Here is a 19170-nt window from a genome sequence, read left to right on the forward strand (position 1 = left end):
TCAGAAGAGGGGTATGACAATGTCAAAAACGAACCAGAATAAAAAAGACACCTCAATAAAAGGTGTCTTTTTCAAAATTATGCTTCTTGTGACTCTCCAACTTCTATCAGTTCTTCTGCTGCGAGCTTTTTCACTTCAATATAAGCGACGTGGTGGCCGTCAATTTCATTAATAATAAATTCACAGCCTTCTTCGATAATAGAATCGTTCTTTTCAACATCGTATTTCTGAGTAAGGAACCAGCCGCCGATCGTATCGACTTCTTCATTCTCTAAATGAATGCCGAGCAGGTCGTTCACTTGGTCGATTAAGACTTTACCGTCCAGCATGTAATGGCCTTCGCCGATCTTGCGGATTTCGCTGATCTCATCAATATCAAACTCATCGCGGATTTCGCCAACGATCTCTTCAATAATGTCCTCTACCGTCACCAGTCCGGCAGTTCCGCCGTATTCATCTGACAGGATTGCCATGTGGACTCTTTCTTTTTGCATTTTGACAAGCAAATCATGGATCGGCGCAGATTCAATCACATGAATGATCGGATTCACGAATTGTGAGATGGTGGAATCAACAGAAACCTCGCCGCTGATGCAGGCCGTCAGCACTTCTTTAATATTAATAACCCCGATAATATTATCTTTATCGCCCTCTTCTACTGGGTAGCGGGTATATTTTTCAATTTGAATGATTTCCATCATTTCAGAAATCTTAATATCGTGCGGAAGGCTGACAATCTCGGTCCGCGGGATCATAATTTCTTTCGCGAGCCTGTCGTCAAATTCAAAGATTTTATTCACATATTTAAACTCTGACTGGTTAATTTCACCGCTTTTATAGCTTTCCGACAGAATGATTCTTAGCTCTTCTTCAGAGTGAGCCAATTCGTTTTCTGATACGGTCTCCAGGCCAAAAGCTTTTGTCAATAACCGTGCGGAATTGTTCAAAAGCCAGATGAACGGGAACATGATGCGGTAAAACCAAATCAGCGGTTTCGCAAACAGCATAGACACTGCTTCCGCCTTTTGGATGGCAACTGTCTTAGGTGCAAGTTCTCCGACAACAACGTGCAGGAACGTGATAATGGCATACGCCAAAATAAACGATATGATATGTGAAAGGGAACTTGGTACGTCCAATTGTACGAAAAGCGGATGAACAAGCCTTTCAATCGTTGATTCCCCTAAAACCCCTAATCCAATGGAAGTCAATGTAATTCCAAGCTGACACGCAGATAGATACTCATCAAGATGCGTGGTCACTCTTTTTGCGGCAATTGCTGCTTTATTTCCTTCCGCGATCAGCTGATCAATCCGTGAGCCTCTGATTCTGATAATGGCAAACTCAGATGCTACGAAAAATGCCGTCAGGGCAATTAAAACAGCGACTAAAATCAAATTCACTATGTCCAATTAGAACCTTCACTCTACAATGAGAATGAAGGTAACACCTCCTGTTAGTAAAATGGTTTTAACTTAACAGCAGCATAAATGATTGGAACACGGCGAGCTTTTCGGGCGTAAGTTTGCTTTTCAGCTCGTCACGATCCTCAGGCTTCAGCCGTTCAAACCGATGCAAGATCCCGGAGATGTTTTGATTCATATAATCAATTTCAGATGCCAGATTTCCAATTTCATCATGATCTATGGCTGAAGAGGGAAACTGGTTCTCCAGTCGATCTTTAATATCGGACAGGGCCAATCGCTGCTGCTTGCAATCTACAATAAATATGAGTCGTTTAAGTGCGTTTTCATCGTAGTAACGATAATTTGAACAGGATCTGGCCGGCGTCAGCAGACCAAGATTCGTATAATAATCAACTGTTCGTTTCGTTACTCCGGCAAGTGCCGCTAGTTCACTGATACGATAAGTCTCAGCCCCATCTAAATCCCTCCCAACCATCACGTTATAGTTATGAGAATAGTTTAATATATGAAGGGTGCCTTACACAAGTTTATTGTTTTTTCGGGAAGCCGGATATGGAAAAAGTGGCATCCGAATTCTGGTTGAAGTAACATAGATAGATAGATAGAATGTTCAATTTATATGTGCAGAAGGGACAGATGAGATTGGCTGGTTTATCGCGGGAAATTGAAGAGAACCTTAATAAAGGATCGTGGATTCGAAAGCTGTTCGATGAAGGAGCGAAACTGAAGAAAGAGTTCGGAAATGACCAGGTGTTTGATTTTTCAATCGGCAACCCGGTCGTTGAACCGCCTGAAGCCTTTACGAGAGCATTAATAGAAGAAGCTGAAAAAGGAAATCACGGATACATACAAAATCAGGGCCTCCCTGAAGCTAGAGAAAAAGTCGCGCAATTTCTGGCCGGCCGCTTTGCTGCCGAGTTTTCAGCTGAGCGTGTTGTCATGACAGTAGGTGCGGGCGGAGCATTGAATGTGGCGCTAAAAAGTATATTAAATCCGGGAGAAGAGGTCATCATTCTCGCTCCTTATTTTGCAGAATATAAATTGTATATTGAGAACTATGGGGGGAAGGCTGTCAGCTGCCCGCTGACAGCCCGGTTCGAGATTGACATTGAAGCGGTAAGGCAGGCGATTACCCCGCAGACGAAAGGACTTATTCTGAATACACCTCATAACCCGACGGGAACCGTACTCAGCCAGAAAAATATAGATGATCTAGGCGCTCTGTTAAAAGAGATTGAAGAGACAAACGGCCAAACCATCTATGTACTGTTTGATGAGCCGTACAGTCAGCTGATTTATGATGAAGTGCTGGCAAATCCGTTTCAATCGTATCATCGTGTCATTTTGGCGAGTTCATTCAGTAAGGACCTCGGCATAGCAGGGGAGCGGCTCGGTTATATCGGCTTAGACAGCAGCATGCCGGATGCCGACCTTTTGATAAATGCTTTTGTGTACTGCAATCGAACGCTTGGGTTTGTAAATGCACCTGTCATGATGCAGCGGGCTGTGGCGAGAATGGATGATTTAAGAATAGACGCAAGCGCTTATAAAGAACGCAGAGATGTCATGGTTGACATTTTAAAGGAAGCCGGTTTTGAATTTGAAATGCCAAAAGGTGGTTTCTTCATTTTTCCGAAGTCGCCAATTGAAGATGAAGTCGCATTTTGTGTGCATGCAGCGCAAAAGTATAAATTGTTAATTGTGCCGAGCAGCGGTTTTGGGATGAAAGGGCACTTCCGTTTATCCTTCAGTGTGCCGCTGGAGCAAATCAAACAATCACGCGACATCTTTATCGCCTTATATAAAGATTTTTTATAAGCCAGCTCGCACAAAAAGATAACAGCGATCCCGAGGCTGTTATCTTTTTTATTTGACGTATGCCCCAGGCTTTGGCCCGTTTTTCAATTCCTGATTTTATCTCTCCCTCGAATAAACCGCCAAATTCAACCATAACAGCAGAGCCGGCCTGAAGATAGAAACCGTTTATAACGCAAACTGGTCGAGCCCATTCCTGGCCCTTGCCTGTGCTGTGTGACCAGACACATCTAGTAAGCATTTAAAAGCACACGTCATGATCTAACAGTCAAACTGGCCTCAAACGAACTTTATCCTATGCACGCCGCCGAAGCAGATACGAGCGAATGAGCCGTACAAGCTTCAGCTTGAAAAACAGATATATGTCCGATATTTCAGTGAACAGCACCTTGCCCAATAATCTTAGCATCGTCTTGAAAGGCTATGCACGGATATCAAGAACCTGCTGGCCAGATGAATCAATAGGCTGTCCTATGATAGAAGTCTAAAAATTTAAAATCATTTTTGTAATGAGTTGTGTTACAATAAAATATACAATTTATAATCAAACTTTGACTTGGAGGTGGTATGATGGGGCCCTCTGCTTAGGCAACAATACACCGCGTACCTCAATGTTAAGGAAAAATGATTATATCAGGAGGTGACTCCTTATCCTTTAATGAGGGGATAAGGTTAAATGGACGATATTGACAGTCTGATTTTAATTGGTGTGCTCATTGCTTTAACTGCATTTTTCGTCGCAAGTGAGTTTGCGATTGTTAGAGTAAGGAGATCCAAAATTGATCAGCTTATAACAGAAGGAAACAAACGGGCGATACTCGCAAAGCGTGTCATTACAGATTTGGATGAATATTTATCTGCATCCCAGCTGGGCATTACAGTGACATCAATTGGACTCGGCGTGCTGGGGGAGCCGGCATTTGAACGGCTGCTGCATCCATTGTTTGAACAGCTCGGCCTGCCGGAATCGGTTTCTCATGCAGTCTCTTTTGCGGTCGCGTACGGCTTGATTACATTTCTGCATGTTGTTGTAGGTGAACTGGCCCCGAAAACGGTCGCGATTCAAAAGGCTGAACAGCTAACCTTGCTGATAGCGGGTCCGTTGCGACTATTCTATTTGCTTCTGTTTCCGTTTATTTGGATCCTGAATGGCTCGGCGCGGCTTTTATGCGGCATGTTTGGTTTGAAGCCGGCGTCAGAACATGAGGGTTCTCATTCTGAAGAAGAACTCAGAATGCTGTTGTCTGAGAGTTTAAAAAACGGAGAGATTAATCCGTCTGAATATAAATATGTGAATAAGATTTTTGAATTTGATAACCGCATTGCCAAAGAAATTATGATACCGCGGAAGGAAATGGCCGCTGTATCAACGGATATGACAATGGCTGAGATGCTGGAGGTTATGCTGAAAGAAAAATACACCCGCTGGCCTGTCACAGATGGGGACAAAGACAGTGTCATCGGCTTGGTCAATACGAAGCATTTGTTTTCTGACTTGCTGTTTATGACAGAAGAGGAAAGAATGAAAATGACGATCCATCCGTATGTGCGGCCAGTGATCGAAGTCATTGAAACAATTCCGGTTCATGATCTGCTGATTAAAATGCAGCGTGAACGCATTCATATGGCGATTTTGTCGGATGAATATGGCGGAACCTCGGGGCTTGTCACGACAGAGGACATTCTTGAAGAAATTGTCGGCGAGATCAGAGATGAATTTGATGAAGACGAACAGCCATTGATTCAAAAGCTTGGCGACCGCCATTATGTTATGGATGGAAAGGTTCGCATGGATCAGGTGAACAGCCTTCTCGGCGCGACAATTCAAGAAGACGTGGACACCATCGGCGGGCTGATATTGAAAGAAAACATTGATATTGAGGCTGGCGAATCCATTCGCATCGGATCATATACAATAAAGGTGCTGAAGATGGATGGCCGTTTGATTAAGCAAATAGATATAAAAGAAGAAATCAGCCAGACAACCGGGATTACGGCCCACCATACGCTGCCGATGCCCGAGCCAGTCATGCTGAACGGTGCAACCTTGAGCGAGAAATAAGCTCAAGGTTTTTTTATGTCAGCAGCGTCCAGCCGCACCAAAACGCCAAAAGGGACCCGCAAAGCGTTACACCGATGTATAGGATGCTTTCCTTTACACGCTTGGCCAGCAAGAGCTGAACACTTTCAACGCTGAAAGTGGAAAACGTGGTAAAGGCGCCAAAAAAGCCGGTGCCGATGATGAGTGCTGCAGATGAATTTGTCACATGAAGCCCTGTAAAAAGCCCAAGACCGAGGGCACCCAGTATATTAACGGTCAAAACGCCGACTGGAAAACGAAGGCTTTGCGTTTTAGATGTTATGATATTGCCAAGCCAAAAACGCAGCACAGCACCGAGTCCTCCCGCTGCGAAAATACCAGCCAGTGTCATCATTGCTTCCGCCCCTTTCCTATTTGAAATTGGGCTATTCGCCGTCCTGCCAAAACGCCAAAGAGCGCAAGCCCGATTCCGGATATGAATGAGACCGCCATATACAAAACAGCTAATGACGAATGCGATTGCAACAGCATGACCGTTTCTTTAGAAAACGTTGACATGGTTGTAAAGCCTCCGCAAAAACCGGTGCCTAAAAAAGCCGATAGCAAAGGCCGTTTCGCCCTAATCATAAAAAAACCGGTCAGAATGCCTAAAAGAAGGCTGCCTGCCGCGTTCTCCAGCCAAGTTGCAGCCGGAAATATATTATTGTTTATGCTGATGTTACATCCGTATCGGAGACAAGCGCCAAGGGCGCCTCCAATAAAAACTGCACTATATCTATTCATGTTTTCCATCCTTTAATACGTAGTCCGGGTAGTCTGTGACAATCCCGTCGACGCCCATGGCCTGCAGTTTGGCTGCTGTTTTCTGATGCTTTACGGTCCATGCAAACACTTTTAATCCATTTTTATGGGCGGAAGCGATCATGAGACGATTGAGACGTGTGTATTTGATATTGATATAATTTGCGAAAGCTTTGCAGGCTTTCAGCTGATTTCTGGACAGCATGCCAAAATTCGGTCTTGTAATAACGGCTGTCGGAATCGATGGATAAAGCTCGCGGAACCTTTGGATGGAACGGAAACCAAAGGATTGAACAATATTGTTAATAGAAAAAGAAAATTGTCCTAACATCTGTCCCACTTCTTCTTCAATCCCGATTTGCGAAGGGTGACCCTTTAGTTCAATTAAAAGGCCGATTTTTTTGTGGTAGCGCTTGAGCACCGCCTCCAGAGTTGGGATTTTTTCTCCTTGAAAAGCGGGGCCGTACCAGCTTCCTGCATCAAGTGCCTGCAGCTCCTTCAGTGTAAAATCCTTAACAAAGCCTGAGCCGTTTGTTGTCCGGTCCACTCTGTCATCGTGTATAACGACAATCTGCCTGTCTTTTGTAAGCTGGACATCCAGCTCAATCATATCTGCATTCATTTCTGCCGCGAGATCAAATGCAGCAATTGTATTTTCGGGAGCGTAGCCGGATGCTCCGCGGTGGGCAATGGTGTACAAGCTTGTCAGCTCCTCATATGGGCATTTCTGTTATTGTATCAAATCCATATATGCGCCGCGATACCAACTTGTGATTTTTTTCTGTCATAGTTGAATAGTCCAGGCTGACCGCAACGTATAACTGAAATAGGAACACCCATCGTATCCAAGCATACTTCTACAGAAAAATAGTGCTTTCGACATATTCACAAAATATTCTGTTACTTTATAATAGCAAAAAAGGAGGCGAGATCATGGGAAAAGGGAGAATCAGAGTGGAGGAAAGAATTAAGGCCGAAACAGATGCTGAAATGCAAAAAGCAACTCTCCTTGATCAGACACAAACGAAAAAAAGTAAGTGACTGTCCCTATTGAATCTGGCTGAATGGTTAAAATGAGAAATTGCCCCGGCGCTCCGCCGGGGTTTTGTATGTTATAAAGACATTTAGAGGAGCATTTTGCCGAATGTTTTAGTATAATAAACATTCGATTGGGATAGAGGGGAGACTGCCATGCTAGATTATCTGCAGCAATATTTCACGCTTGATAAAATCATTCAAACCGGCATCAGTTTGGCAATGTTGCTGTTGTTTCTTATACTAAGAAAATTGTTTACAAGATATCTCTTTAATTTGCTTTTTAATATGACAAACAAACCGAAAACTGAAATTTTTAAACAGGTGGTTGTGGCATTCGATAAGCCTGCCAGATGGTTTTTTGTTGCCTTAGGGCTGTTTTTGGCGATCCGTTATTCACCGTTTTTAGATGAGCAGATGCCGCTGATCAGCAAAATACATCGCTCGCTGATTGTAGCGCTGTTGTGCTGGGGGCTTTGTAATTTGACTGCTACATCATCTTTTATTTTTCATAAAGTGAATCAGCGCTTCGAACTGGATATGGATGACATTCTGGCGCCGTTTTTGTCTAAACTGCTCCGTTTTGTCATTATAGCGCTCAGTGTGAGCGTGATCGCCCAGGAATTTAATTATGACGTCAATGGGTTTGTGGCTGGTCTTGGGCTTGGCGGATTGGCTTTTGCGCTAGCTGCGAAAGACACGATCAGCAACTTCTTTGGCGGGATCATCATTATCACTGAAAAACCGTTTACAATCGGTGATTGGGTGGAAACGGCGACAGTGACAGGATCTGTAGAGGATATTACCTTCAGAAGCACAAGATTCAGAACAGCGCAGGGTGCGCTAGTAACGGTGCCAAATTCCACGCTGTCGATGGAAGCCATCACGAACTGGACGAGAATGACCAAGCGCCAGATTACGTTTTCCATTCATGTATCCTACGCTACGCCAATTGAGAACCTTGAACGCTCTATTCGTTCTCTCAGAACAATGCTCTTAGAGCATGAGGGCGTTCATAATGAAACGATCATGGTCAATTTTGATACGTTTGCCGACAGCTATTACAATTTATTTTTCAACTTCTATACAAAAACAACGGTTTGGGCTGAAAACCTCGATATTAGAGAGGACATCAACTATAAAATCATCGAAATCCTTGGCGCAGAGGGTGTCGAGTTTGCATATCCCGGCCAAATGGTTGTTGTAAAGCAAAAGCACCAAAACGATCCGTTCCAAGTGAATCTAAATAAAGAGGAAAAGGAACGGGCATAAAAAAGAAAGACTTCGTCTGCAAAGAGGCGAAGTCTTTTTCATGGTAAAATAAGAGAAAACATGACTGTAAGGCGGTGTTGAATTGGAAGCATTCAAAAACATGCTGAATGAAGCACAGCGAATTGTCGTGCTGACCGGAGCGGGAATGAGCACAGAATCAGGCATACCCGATTTCCGCTCAGCCGGTGGCATCTGGACTGAGGATGCCTCAAGGATGGAGGCGATGAGCCTCGATTATTTTTTAAGCCAACCGCGTCTGTTTTGGCCTAAGTTCAAAGAATTGTTTCAAATGAAGATGAGCGGGAGCTATGAACCGAATGAAGGGCATTTGCTTTTGGCTGAACTGGAGAAACAAGGGAAGCAGGTGGATATATTCACACAAAACATTGACGGCCTTCATAGAAAAGCCGGCAGCAGACATGTATACGAATTGCATGGCTCTATCCAAACAGCGAGCTGTCTCTCATGCGGCGCCCGATATGATCTCCCTCATTTGCTGAAGCATGATGTGCCGGAGTGTACTGCGGTCGGACATGACGGTGAGGTGTGCGGAACGGTATTAAAAACCGATGTCGTTCTGTTTGGCGATGCCGTTTTGCATTTTGACACGCTTTATGAAAAGCTGGATAAAGCCGACCTATTATTGGTAATCGGCACGTCTCTTGAAGTTGCTCCCGCCAGATTTGTGCCTGAGGATGCAAGCCGGATTCCAGGCATTAATAAAGCTATTATTAACCTGGAGCCGACGTACTGCGACAGTTTGTTTGATTTCGTCATCCATCAAAAAATCGGAGAGTTTGCCCGGAGCTTGGGCATAAAAAAGTGAGGCCGCAGATAAGCGCCTCACTTTTTTATTCGTGAACAGGAACCATTGTGTCTTTTAACACACCGAAGGAATAGCCCTTTTCTTTCAGTTTATGGATGAGCACCGGCAGTGCGTTTACTGTAGCAGGAAGATCGTGCATGAGAATCACATACGGCCGATTTGAATGGCTGTGTTCCATATTGTCAAGCTGCTGCAGTACTTCTGCTACGTATGTTGAGTTGCGGTATTTCCAGTCCATGCTGTCAATCGTCCAATCCCAGTATACAAAACCGTCTTTTTCTAGATTGCGAATTTGTGAATCTGTAAGAGACGGCTTGCTCCCGTAGGGCGTTCTGACGAGATCGGTGCGATAGCCTGTAATGCTTTCCAGTGTGTCACGCGCCTGCTGCATTTCTTTTAGCGGCGATGTCGGCGTTTGATAAAACAATTTGTTATTATGCGTGACTCCGTGTAAGCCGAGTGCATGCCCTTCATTTTCGGCCCTTTTAACCGCGTGTTTGAATTCGTTCATTCGCGGTGACAGCATAAAAAATGTCGCCTTTACATCGGCGCTTTTCAATACGTCCAGCAAGCGGTTTGTATAGGCTGATGGGCCATCATCGAATGTTAAGTAAACCGTTTTGTCTCCCATATTCTGTTCGGTCTGCAAATGTTTTATGAGCAGGCCTGGGGAGTCGTCTTTCAGCTTCAGGCTTTCCTTCTCATCACGAAGCTGGCTGTTTGTTGTGACAGTGATTTCTTTTGCTTTCGAGGAGCTGTTGGAATAACCTAAAATCACCATAAACAAAAGCAGCACACATAAAACTGCTAAACTTGCAAATTTAAAAGCAAGCGAAACTGCAGAAGGAGAAGCGTCTCCTCTCGTTTGTCGCATATCAATCTCTCCAGTGGCATAAAATCTCTACATACCGCTGTATTGGCAGCTCTGAAGGTGCCATTGTTTACAACCTATGTATTACGAGTCAAGTATACAGGAATAAAACTGGAAAGAACATAGAAAAAATGTCGAAATGTCAGATTTTAAGGAAAAAATAATCTCCTTCCCAGCTATCGAGCTCTTGATCTTTCTGTTTTTCAGCTGGTTTGATATGGTAGAATGAGTGACAATGACAGCTTGATTAGACATCATGATAAATACGAAAAAGGGAGGGCTTATATGAAGATTTTAGTTAATGGCCAGCTGGTGGAGCGGAACGAGGCATCCATTGATGTGGAAGATCGCGGTTATCAGTTTGGAGACGGAATCTACGAGGTTATCAGGGTGTATAAAGGAATATTATTCGGCTTACGCGAGCATGCGGAGCGTTTATTCAGAAGCGCGGCTGAGATCGGAATTTCACTGCCGTTCAGTTTAGAAGATTTAGAGTGGGACCTGCAAAAGCTTGTGCAGGAAAATGCGGTCAGCGACGGAGCGGTTTACATTCAAACCACCAGAGGGGTTGCTCCGCGAAAACACCAATATGAAGCGGGGCTTGAGCCGCAGACGACTGCCTATACATTTTCTGTTAAAAAGCCGGAACAGGAGCAGGCATATGGCGTTTCTGCCATCACGGATGAGGATCTTCGCTGGCTGAGATGCGATATTAAAAGTCTGAATTTACTGTATAATGTGATGGCAAAACAGAAAGCTTATGAAGCGGGAGCATTTGAAGGCATTTTAATAAGAGACGGAATTGTTACAGAAGGTACATCTTCTAATGTTTATGCCGTTTTAAACGGTACGGTGCGGACGCATCCGGCTAACCGAATGATTCTCAATGGGATTACACGAAAGAATATTTTGGATCTCATTGTAAAGAACGGCATAGAGCTTGATGAGAAGCCCGTTACTGAGGAAGAGCTGAGACAGGCGGACGAAATCTTTATTTCTTCCACGACGGCAGAAATTATTCCGGTTGTGACGCTTGATGGAAAATCAGTTGGAAGCGGAGTGCCCGGACCGGTGACAAAACAGCTGCAGGCGGCTTTTCAAGAATGCATTCAGCAGGCAGCCCGCGTATCATTTTAATGATAAAAAAGAGCCCGCTTTGCAAGCGGCGCTCTTTTTATTTTTTTACATATCCAACTAGAATCGAGATCATCGGGGATATATAGAGGAAGAATGCAAATGGGATATAATCAATGACGGGAACACCAAGCGCGGTTGCCATAAAAGCCCCGCTGACGCCCCAAGGGATCAATGGATTAATTAAGGTTCCGCCGTCCTCTAATGATCTTGATAAAAACTTCCGCTGAATGTTTTGTTTGTCATATAAAGACTTAAAAGATTGTCCTGGTATTAATATAGATAAGTACTGTTCGCCTGTTGCAAGATTGACACCGATACTTGAGCAGACAGTTGCTGCAATGAGACTGCCCTTTGAACGGATTCCTTTCATCACACCCTCCAATAGTGCGGAGATCAGGCCGATTTTCTCCATTAAACCGCCGAGTGCAAAAGCGATCATAATAAGAGAAACTGAGCCCATCATGGATTGCAGTCCGCCTCTGTTGATGATTTTAGCGGCTGCCTCATTGTCAGTTTCGAACATGGTGCCATTTTGCAGGGCTGACATAAAAGCCTGAATGCTGCTGTCGGGAACGAAAATGGCTGTCAAAATTCCCGAGGAAATAATACCCGCAGTCAGAACGGGAATAACGGACACGCGCTTAATCGCCAGCAAAACAACTAAGAGCGGAGAAAGAAGCGCCCACGGTGTGACATTTGCTGCATCTTTTATTCCGGCAATAACGTGTGCAATATCATCTGTTGAAGCAGCGTCCGCTGAGACTGATAAACCAAGAAAGTAAAAAAGGACAACAGTGATCAGCAAGGCGGGAATGGTTGTGCCCATCATGTGGCGAATGTGTTCAAAGATCGATATTTCGCCTATACCCGCAGCAAAATTTGTTGTATCCGACATCGGTGACATTTTATCACCAAAGCAGGCTCCGCAAATGACTGCCCCTGCCGTCCATTCGAGCGGAACACCTGCCGCGCTTGCCACGCCGATCAGTGCCACGCCAATTGTACTTACTGTTGTCAGGCTTGAGCCGACAAGTGTGCTGATGATCATGCAGGAAAACAAAGCAGTCAAAAGAAGGTGGCTCGGTTCAATAAAGGACAATGCATAAACAGTAACGGACGGTATGGCGCCGCTGTACATCCAAGCGCCGATTAAGATACCGATCAGCGCCAGAACGATAATCGGCTGTACACCATTTTTAATCCCGTTTACAATTCCTTTTTCAAGGCTGTTCCAGGAAAAACCGTACCATAAACCGGCTGCTGAAAGCAGGACAACGCATAGGAACAGCGGGATATGCGGTTCTGTATGAAGAAAAAATAAGCAGGAGATAATGACTCCTAACATGAATATAAATAAACCGACGGCTAACGGAAACGTCAGCTTTTTTTGAGAATCCAAAACAACACCCCACCATTTTCTTTAATGCTTTTGTGCTTTTGGGCACGAAAGCATTATATCAGAAAAAAACGAAAATCCGTGTTTTTTCACAATTATGAATTTAAAAAAGCGAGCACATGGCGTGCTCACTTTACGATCAGAACCGGTATGTCTGATTTCGCCGAAAGCTTTTCACTTACACTCCCAAACAAAAGTTTCCTCAGTCTGTTTTGGTCTCTGCTTCCGGTTACAATCAGATCGGCTGAAACCCGGTTGGCATGCTCGATAATTGATTCAGCCGGGTCACCTTCTAATATATCGATATCTCCCTCTGTCAGCTGATCATTCAGCATCATTCTGGCTTCGGCGATGACTTCTTCCATACGGTCTTCATAAATCATTGGCTCCGGTGGCGCAACATCTGATATCAGCGGATCAGGAACACTTGTCATGCCTCCGCCAATATAGCTTGCCCCTGCTGCGGGCCTCGGCGGGTCGATGATGGTCTGGTTGTCTTTCATATCATGTGAATGGGCGACTGTAATGGCTGCATTTACCGTTTTCGCAAGATCAATGGCTGTCTGAAGCGCTTTCTTACTGTTTTCACTTCCGTCAAACGCAACAATAATACGGTCAGCATGAAACATCATTCTCACCCTTTCAAAAACGTCGTACAATACAATACCCGAAATAAAATCTATTTAATCTTTTTCTCGGTAGTAATGATTGACAAAAAAAGGTTTTGTTTATATTATGAAAAAAGAGTGAAAAATCAGAATGAATGGAGGGTTTGCTATGCCAAGGAATGATATGTCTTACAGAACAGTTTCATATTGGCGCGGCAAACCCTTATTCTGTTTTTTTTGATTTGGGTTAATCCGCGCGCCGAAAAGCGCTCTGTACATCATAATCGATAACAAAAGGCATGGAGCTGACGCTTCATGCCTTTTTTATATACAAAATCTTAAGAAAGACAGGTGTATCGGATGTGAAGACAAATACAGAGGCAAGGATTGGTTATGACAAACTGAACGAAAAGAGCTGCAAGGAAAAAATAGAAGGCGGCTGACGAGATAAAGGAGATGGGGATGGATGTTTTCAGTATTGAAAAAGCTGGGCTGGTTTTTTAAAGCCTACTGGCTACGCTATACGATTGCGATTGTGCTTTTATTATGTGTAAATGTACTTGAGATGTTCCCGCCTAAACTGTTGGGAAACGCCATCGACGATATGAAATCGGGGGAGTTTACCTCAGGCGGGCTGCTGTTTTATGTCAGCGTATTTTTAGGTTTGACGGCGGTGGTGTATATCATGTCTTATTTTTGGATGCACCAGCTGTTCGGCGGAGCGAATGTGATGGAGAAAATTCTCCGCTCTAAGCTGATGGGTCATTTGCTGAAAATGGCGCCTCCGTTTTATGAAAAATACAGAACAGGAGATTTAATGGCGCGGGGGACAAATGATCTCCAGGCTGTCAGTTTAACGACGGGGTTTGGCATTTTGACATTAGTCGACTCCACGATGTTTATGATGACGATCTTTTTGACGATGGGATTTTTGATCAGCTGGAAGCTGACGCTTGCAGCCATACTACCGCTTCCCATTATGGCTGTTGCGATCAGCATATACGGAAGTAAAATTCATGAAAGGTTTACAGAGGCACAACATTCATTCGGAGCGCTGAATGACAGGGTGCTCGAATCGGTCTCGGGTGTGAGAGTGATTCGCGCTTATGTGCAGGAAACGAATGATGAACGCCGTTTTAATGAAATGACGGCCGATGTGTACCGGAAGAATATGAAGGTAGCCTTTATCGATTCTCTGTTTGAGCCGACTGTTAAGCTGCTTGTCGGCGCCAGCTATCTGATTGGGCTGGGGTATGGAGCGTTTCTTGTTTTCCGCAATGAGCTGACGCTGGGTGAGCTTGTTTCCTTTAATGTCTATTTGGGCATGATGATTTGGCCGATGTTTGCGATCGGTGAATTAATTAATGTGATGCAGCGCGGCAACGCGTCCTTAGATCGGGTAAATGAAACCCTTTCTTATGAACCGGACGTGACAGATCCCAAGCGGCCGTCTGATCTAAAAGAGCCTGGAGACATCGTTTTCAGCCATGTCAGCTTTACATATCCAAGCTCAACAAATGTAAATATTCAGGATATTTCTTTTACCGTGCGAAAAGGGCAGACTGTCGGGATTGCCGGTAAAACTGGGAGCGGGAAAACGACGATCATTAAGCAGCTTTTGCGCCAGTATCCAGCCGGTGAAGGGAGCATTACATGTTCAGGTGTGCCGATTGAGCAGATTCCTCTTGATCGGCTCCGCGGGTGGATTGGATATGTGCCACAGGATCATTTACTGTTTTCACGGTCTGTAAAAGAAAACATCTTGTACGGAAAGCTTGACGCAAGTGATGCTGAGGTAAAGAAGGCTGTTTCAGAAGCTCATTTTGAAAAAGACTTGCAAATGCTTCCGGCCGGTCTGGAGACAATGGTGGGTGAAAAAGGTGTCGCACTCTCTGGAGGGCAAAAACAAAGAATTTCAATCGCGAGGGCGCTGATGGCGAATCCGGAGATTTTAATCCTGGATGATTCTCTTTCCGCTGTAGATGCGAAAACGGAGGCGGCCATTATCAGCAATATCAGGAAAAACCGCCAAGAGAAAACGACATTTATTCTGACGCACCGTTTATCCGCTGTGGAGCATGCCGATCTCATCCTTGTGATGGACGGCGGCGTGATTTCTGAGAGAGGCACACATCAAGAGCTGATGGCCAATAACGGATGGTATCGGGAACAATACGAAAGGCAGCAGCTGTTCAATGCGGAAGAAGGGGGAGCAGGGGCATGAAGACAGGAAAAACCTTATGGAGATACGCACTCCTATATAAAAAATTGCTCATCACTGCCGTCCTGTTGCTTGCGATTGCAGTCGGGGCAGAGCTGACCGGACCGTTTATCGGCAAAAAAATGATTGACGACCACATTCTCGGCATTGAAAAAACATGGTATGAGGTCTCAGAAAAAGATAAAAATGCAGTTGGATTTAACGGCACTTCCTACGTCAGGGAGGACCGGATGCAGGAATCGGCTGCTAAAGAGAAAGAAGTCCATATTTATCAAGTGGGAATGGCGTTTTATTTCGTTGATCAGGCTGTCAGCTATGACGGGAACAGAACGGTTTCTGACGGAAAGCTGACGATCACTAATGGGAACGAAAGCCGGACGTATCCTGCTGAACAGCTGACAAAGCAGGAGATTTTTCAGTTCTATAAGCCGGAAATGAAGGGGATGACGTTTCTCATTTTTCTGTATGCCGGTTTGCTTGTCTTCTCGGTATTTTTCCAATATGGGCAGCATTATTTATTGCAGATGAGTGCCAACCGCATTATTCAAAAGATGAGACAGGATGTGTTTTCCCGCATTCAGAAACTGCCGATCCGTTATTTTGATAATCTTCCCGCGGGCAAAGTAGTCGCAAGAATTACAAATGATACCGAGGCAATCAGAGATTTATATGTGACAGTGCTATCGACGTTTGTGACAAGCGGCATATATATGATCGGGATATTTACGGCGTTGTTCCTGCTGGATGTAAAGCTCGCGTTTTTATGCTTGGCGATTGTGCCGATCATCTGGCTGTGGTCGATTATCTACCGGAAATACGCTTCCTACTATAATCATCAAATCCGTTCGATCAATAGTGACATTAATGCAAAAATGAATGAGTCCATTCAAGGGATGCCAATCATTCAAGCTTTTCGCCATCAAAAAGAAACAATGAGAGAGTTTGAGGAATTAAATGAATCTCATTATTACTATCAGAACAGGATGCTGAATTTAAACTCTTTAATGTCACACAACCTTGTGAATGTGATCCGCAACCTTGCGTTTGTTTGTCTGATCTGGCATTTTGGCGGCGCAAGCCTAAACGCGGCAGGAATTGTTTCCATCGGTGTGCTATACGCGTTTGTGGATTACTTAAACCGCTTATTCCAGCCGATTACAGGTATCGTCAATCAGTTTTCTAAACTGGAACTGGCGCGGGTGTCCGCCGGGCGTGTTTTTGAACTGCTTGAAGAAAAGGAAACGGAAGAAGCGGGTGAACCGGCGAAGGAGCGCGCGCTGGGGCGGGTTGAATTTCGAGACGTATCATTTGCTTATCAAGAAGGAGAAAATGTTTTGAAACACATTTCCTTTACAGCACAACAAGACGAAACTGTAGCGCTTGTCGGCCATACCGGATCAGGCAAGAGCTCGATTTTGAATATCCTCTTCCGCTTTTATGATGCGCAAAAAGGGGATGTGCTCATCGATGGGAGAAGCATTTACAGCATGTCAAGGCAGGAACTTAGATCCCATATGGGAATTGTGCTTCAGGACCCTTATTTATTTTCAGGAACAATCGGTTCTAACGTCAGTCTGGAGGATGAAAGAATTTCAGAAGAAGACATCATAGAAGCACTGCGGCAAGTCGGGGCTGAGTCGCTACTTGAAAAGCTTCCGAAAGGCATTAGCGAACCTGTCATTGAAAAAGGCAGCACGCTATCATCGGGAGAGCGGCAGCTTATTTCCTTTGCAAGAGCTCTGGCGTACGATCCCGCCATTTTGATTTTGGATGAAGCAACAGCGCATATTGATACTGAGACAGAGGCTCTGATCCAGAAGGCGCTGGATGTAGTGAAACAAGGGCGCACGACATTTGTCATTGCCCATCGGCTTTCAACCATCAGAAACGCGGATCAAATTTTAGTGCTTGAAAAAGGCGAAATTGTTGAGAAAGGGAATCATGAGGAACTAATGGCATTAAAAGGGCAATATTATCAAATGTATAAGCTGCAAAAAGGGCAGAAGCATTCCATTGCATAGCTTTCAAAAACCCAAGACATCCAATGTTTTGGGTTTTTGTACGCATTAATAAGCCAGTCCTACCCGGCAGCCGATATAGTTTCCTGTAAGAAGCTCGTGATACAGAAAAGCCGCAGTGTCGCCGACAGTGATCATTTTGCCTTCTACCGGCAAGACGTTGCGTTCTACACGGTATTCACCCGCTGCTTCTCCGTCGGGAAGATATGTGGGGCAGATAATGGTCCAGTCTAAGGAAGAAGCTTTGAGCATTTCATATACCTTTGCATGCTCCTTGGCAGCGCGGGTCAGTTTTCGTTTTGATTCATTTGTTTCAAATCGGTATTTTCCTGGTTCAATCCGTGAATTAAGAATGCCCGCGGTGCCGATCGTTATGACCCGTTGGATATGCTGTTCCTGCATAATGGCAAGAATATGTGTCATGGCAGCTGACAGCGTATCATCGCCATCTGTACCGAGACAGCTGATGACGATCTGAGCATCTTTCATGATTTCTTTCACATGTTCCCGGCAGCGAGCATTCCCGATAACGATCCGTTCTTTCGGCAGGCCAAGTTTATTACTTGGTGACCTGAGCAAGGCGTAAATATCAAGTTGTTCATCGTTGCCTGCCAATTTTAAAAAGGCTTGTCCTACCCGGCCGCTTGCCCCAAATAAAGCAATTTTCATGAAAAAACCTCCTCGCCCCCATTATAAAAGGATGTACTCAGTTTGAACAGCGTGGGAAAGAATACCTGTACAAGAATGCAGAACGATGGGAAACATATTCGTTAATCATGGATATACTTACGAACTGCACCAGCTCCCAATTCACAATCGCGATGAATGGCACCCTGATTCCCTCCCTTTTTTTCTAGGATATGTGGAGCAGGAAAAAAGGGTGACAAATATAAAGAAGGCGCGGAAACCGCGCCTTCTGTCAGCCATTTATTGAATTGTTATTGTACGCGGCCGCCCATGTTCTGCTGAGCGAAAGATACTAAACGTTTTGTGATTTCTCCTCCGACAGAACCGTTAGCGCGGGAAGTCGTATCCGCTCCAAGGTTAACGCCGAATTCAGAAGCGATCTCAAGTTTCATTTGGTCGATAGCCTGAGCTGCGCCAGGTACTAGCAATTGATTTGAAGAGTTTTGGTTAGCCATGTGTAAAATCTCCTTTTTTATTTGATATGGTTGGGTTAACTGGAGTTGCACCAGTCTGTGGACCCGACTCGGGTGTCACTGCCGTCTCGGCGTAACCCAATGCTTTGCCGGCTTGTTACTACGTATTATGTTAGATTTGACTGAAACTCATGCGGGCATTTTAGTGGTAAATCTTGAGAAACATAAAAAAGCTTAGCCGTTCAGGCTAAGCTAATCGTAAATATGAAAAAGCATCAATTCATGTACCTCGTTTTTGAGTGCAGGCTCATCAGCACGGGCGGGATACAAACCTCCCCATTCAATCTCGCCGTTTTTATGATAGATGCCTTCATAATGCGTGCCTTTATAGTAAAACGAAATGGTCCATCCGGGCAGTTTTTCTTTTTGAAACAAAGGTTTCCAGCTGAAATGAGAAATCATCAGGGGCCACGCTCCTTGAGTTGATATCAATTGACATGGATACGAACGAATTATATTCATTGTATCATTGTTGCAAAACATCATTGAAGGGACTTTATAATGTGACTTGTCCCAGCGATGAATAAACTTCAAGCCCGCTT

Annotated in this window: 20 protein-coding genes; 8 read left to right on the plus strand and 12 right to left on the minus strand. The window is 44.5% G+C overall.

Annotated elements, in window-relative coordinates:
* Positions 1-77 precede the first annotated feature (77 nt).
* Both NST56_RS05350 and NST56_RS05355 read right to left on the minus strand, forming a co-directional pair.
* Positions 78-1412, minus strand: coding sequence for a hemolysin family protein (locus tag NST56_RS05350; protein ID WP_010333554.1), 1335 nt, complete (start codon positions 1410-1412; stop codon positions 78-80).
* A 58-nt stretch (positions 1413-1470) separates the two neighbouring features.
* Positions 1471-1902, minus strand: a complete 432-nt coding sequence (locus tag NST56_RS05355; RefSeq protein WP_010333555.1) for a MerR family transcriptional regulator — start codon at positions 1900-1902, stop codon at positions 1471-1473.
* A 161-nt stretch (positions 1903-2063) separates the two neighbouring features.
* On the opposite strand from NST56_RS05355, the gene NST56_RS05360 reads away from it, so the two are divergent.
* Both NST56_RS05360 and NST56_RS05365 read left to right on the plus strand, forming a co-directional pair.
* On the plus strand, positions 2064-3245 hold the full coding sequence (locus tag NST56_RS05360; RefSeq protein WP_339180539.1) for a pyridoxal phosphate-dependent aminotransferase: 1182 nt from the start codon (positions 2064-2066) through the stop codon (positions 3243-3245).
* A gap of 673 nt (positions 3246-3918) precedes the next feature.
* Complete coding sequence (locus NST56_RS05365; protein WP_326330491.1) at positions 3919-5304, plus strand: hemolysin family protein; 1386 nt, start codon at positions 3919-3921, stop codon at positions 5302-5304.
* A gap of 13 nt (positions 5305-5317) precedes the next feature.
* Here the strand turns inward: NST56_RS05365 and crcB are convergent, their stop codons facing one another.
* Genes crcB through NST56_RS05380 form a run of 3 tightly spaced genes read right to left on the minus strand, consistent with a single transcriptional unit; the run spans position 5318 to position 6784 of the window.
* On the minus strand, positions 5318-5674 hold the full coding sequence (gene crcB / locus NST56_RS05370; protein WP_339182089.1) for a fluoride efflux transporter CrcB: 357 nt from the start codon (positions 5672-5674) through the stop codon (positions 5318-5320).
* Positions 5674-6066 (minus strand): CrcB family protein, encoded by a 393-nt coding sequence (locus tag NST56_RS05375; protein WP_268447629.1) that lies wholly within the window; start codon positions 6064-6066, stop codon positions 5674-5676. The genes crcB and NST56_RS05375 overlap by 1 nt, the downstream gene beginning before the upstream one ends.
* Complete coding sequence (locus NST56_RS05380) at positions 6059-6784, minus strand: glycerophosphodiester phosphodiesterase family protein (RefSeq protein WP_339180542.1); 726 nt, start codon at positions 6782-6784, stop codon at positions 6059-6061. The genes NST56_RS05375 and NST56_RS05380 overlap by 8 nt, the downstream gene beginning before the upstream one ends.
* Positions 6785-7017: 233 nt before the next feature.
* On the opposite strand from NST56_RS05380, the gene NST56_RS05385 reads away from it, so the two are divergent.
* The 3 genes from NST56_RS05385 to NST56_RS05395 all read left to right on the plus strand — a co-directional run bounded on the left by NST56_RS05385 (position 7018) and on the right by NST56_RS05395 (position 9217).
* Positions 7018-7125, plus strand: coding sequence for a YhdX family protein (locus NST56_RS05385; RefSeq protein WP_003224203.1), 108 nt, complete (start codon positions 7018-7020; stop codon positions 7123-7125).
* Between the two features lie 150 nt (positions 7126-7275).
* Positions 7276-8391, plus strand: a complete 1116-nt coding sequence (gene mscY, locus NST56_RS05390) for a small-conductance mechanosensitive channel protein MscY (RefSeq protein ID WP_339180544.1) — start codon at positions 7276-7278, stop codon at positions 8389-8391.
* A gap of 82 nt (positions 8392-8473) precedes the next feature.
* Positions 8474-9217, plus strand: a complete 744-nt coding sequence (locus tag NST56_RS05395) for an NAD-dependent protein deacylase (protein ID WP_339180546.1) — start codon at positions 8474-8476, stop codon at positions 9215-9217.
* Between the two features lie 25 nt (positions 9218-9242).
* Here NST56_RS05395 and NST56_RS05400 read toward each other — a convergent pair whose 3' ends face one another.
* The gene (locus NST56_RS05400; protein WP_339180548.1) at positions 9243-10091 is read right to left on the minus strand and encodes a polysaccharide deacetylase family protein; all 849 of its coding nucleotides are present in this window, start codon (positions 10089-10091) and stop codon (positions 9243-9245) included.
* A 282-nt stretch (positions 10092-10373) separates the two neighbouring features.
* Between NST56_RS05400 and dat the strand changes: the two genes are divergently transcribed.
* Entirely contained in the window at positions 10374-11225 is an 852-nt protein-coding gene (gene dat, locus NST56_RS05405) for a D-amino-acid transaminase (protein ID WP_268447633.1), read from the plus strand.
* Positions 11226-11262: 37 nt separating this feature from the next.
* Here the strand turns inward: dat and nhaC are convergent, their stop codons facing one another.
* Positions 11263-12624 (minus strand): Na+/H+ antiporter NhaC, encoded by a 1362-nt coding sequence (nhaC, locus tag NST56_RS05410; protein ID WP_286058808.1) that lies wholly within the window; start codon positions 12622-12624, stop codon positions 11263-11265.
* A 125-nt stretch (positions 12625-12749) separates the two neighbouring features.
* Complete coding sequence (locus NST56_RS05415; protein WP_339182092.1) at positions 12750-13250, minus strand: universal stress protein; 501 nt, start codon at positions 13248-13250, stop codon at positions 12750-12752.
* Between the two features lie 445 nt (positions 13251-13695).
* Between NST56_RS05415 and NST56_RS05420 the strand changes: the two genes are divergently transcribed.
* The gene (locus NST56_RS05420; RefSeq protein WP_268446633.1) at positions 13696-15453 is read left to right on the plus strand and encodes an ABC transporter ATP-binding protein; all 1758 of its coding nucleotides are present in this window, start codon (positions 13696-13698) and stop codon (positions 15451-15453) included.
* A complete protein-coding gene (locus NST56_RS05425) occupies positions 15450-17471 on the plus strand; it encodes an ABC transporter ATP-binding protein (RefSeq protein WP_339180552.1) in 2022 nt (673 codons plus the stop codon). Before NST56_RS05420 ends, NST56_RS05425 begins: the two co-directional genes overlap by 4 nt.
* Before the next feature lie 45 nt (positions 17472-17516).
* On the opposite strand, the gene NST56_RS05430 is transcribed toward NST56_RS05425, so the two are convergent.
* The 4 genes from NST56_RS05430 to NST56_RS05445 form a co-directional block, all read right to left on the minus strand.
* Entirely contained in the window at positions 17517-18137 is a 621-nt protein-coding gene (locus tag NST56_RS05430; protein ID WP_339180554.1) for an NAD(P)H-binding protein, read from the minus strand.
* A gap of 37 nt (positions 18138-18174) precedes the next feature.
* The gene (locus NST56_RS05435; RefSeq protein WP_081720765.1) at positions 18175-18300 is read right to left on the minus strand and encodes a hypothetical protein; all 126 of its coding nucleotides are present in this window, start codon (positions 18298-18300) and stop codon (positions 18175-18177) included.
* A 106-nt stretch (positions 18301-18406) separates the two neighbouring features.
* On the minus strand, positions 18407-18610 hold the full coding sequence (gene sspB, locus NST56_RS05440) for a beta type acid-soluble spore protein SspB (RefSeq protein WP_010333571.1): 204 nt from the start codon (positions 18608-18610) through the stop codon (positions 18407-18409).
* Positions 18611-18820: 210 nt separating this feature from the next.
* Positions 18821-19030 (minus strand): YheE family protein, encoded by a 210-nt coding sequence (locus NST56_RS05445; RefSeq protein ID WP_010333572.1) that lies wholly within the window; start codon positions 19028-19030, stop codon positions 18821-18823.
* Between the last annotated feature and the right edge of the window lie 140 nt (positions 19031-19170).

It is taken from the genome of Bacillus sp. FSL R5-0560, assembly GCF_037966305.1.
GTDB lineage: Bacteria > Bacillota > Bacilli > Bacillales > Bacillaceae > Bacillus > Bacillus mojavensis.

What these genes read in the sequence shown, in the direction of transcription:
- NST56_RS05355 (WP_010333555.1), bottom strand. Translation starts at nt 1,902, where the DNA reads ATGGTTGGGAGGGATTTAGATGGGGCTGAGACTTATCGTATCAGTGAA.
- NST56_RS05360 (WP_339180539.1), top strand. Translation starts at nt 2,064, where the DNA reads ATGAGATTGGCTGGTTTATCGCGGGAAATTGAAGAGAACCTTAATAAA.
- NST56_RS05365 (WP_326330491.1), top strand. Translation starts at nt 3,919, where the DNA reads ATGGACGATATTGACAGTCTGATTTTAATTGGTGTGCTCATTGCTTTA.
- crcB (WP_339182089.1), bottom strand. Translation starts at nt 5,674, where the DNA reads ATGACACTGGCTGGTATTTTCGCAGCGGGAGGACTCGGTGCTGTGCTG.
- NST56_RS05375 (WP_268447629.1), bottom strand. Translation starts at nt 6,066, where the DNA reads ATGAATAGATATAGTGCAGTTTTTATTGGAGGCGCCCTTGGCGCTTGT.
- NST56_RS05385 (WP_003224203.1), top strand. Translation starts at nt 7,018, where the DNA reads ATGGGAAAAGGGAGAATCAGAGTGGAGGAAAGAATTAAGGCCGAAACA.
- mscY (WP_339180544.1), top strand. Translation starts at nt 7,276, where the DNA reads ATGCTAGATTATCTGCAGCAATATTTCACGCTTGATAAAATCATTCAA.
- NST56_RS05400 (WP_339180548.1), bottom strand. Translation starts at nt 10,091, where the DNA reads ATGCGACAAACGAGAGGAGACGCTTCTCCTTCTGCAGTTTCGCTTGCT.
- dat (WP_268447633.1), top strand. Translation starts at nt 10,374, where the DNA reads ATGAAGATTTTAGTTAATGGCCAGCTGGTGGAGCGGAACGAGGCATCC.
- NST56_RS05415 (WP_339182092.1), bottom strand. Translation starts at nt 13,250, where the DNA reads ATGTTTCATGCTGACCGTATTATTGTTGCGTTTGACGGAAGTGAAAAC.
- NST56_RS05420 (WP_268446633.1), top strand. Translation starts at nt 13,696, where the DNA reads ATGTTTTCAGTATTGAAAAAGCTGGGCTGGTTTTTTAAAGCCTACTGG.
- NST56_RS05425 (WP_339180552.1), top strand. Translation starts at nt 15,450, where the DNA reads ATGAAGACAGGAAAAACCTTATGGAGATACGCACTCCTATATAAAAAA.
- NST56_RS05430 (WP_339180554.1), bottom strand. Translation starts at nt 18,137, where the DNA reads ATGAAAATTGCTTTATTTGGGGCAAGCGGCCGGGTAGGACAAGCCTTT.
- sspB (WP_010333571.1), bottom strand. Translation starts at nt 18,610, where the DNA reads ATGGCTAACCAAAACTCTTCAAATCAATTGCTAGTACCTGGCGCAGCT.
- NST56_RS05445 (WP_010333572.1), bottom strand. Translation starts at nt 19,030, where the DNA reads ATGATTTCTCATTTCAGCTGGAAACCTTTGTTTCAAAAAGAAAAACTG.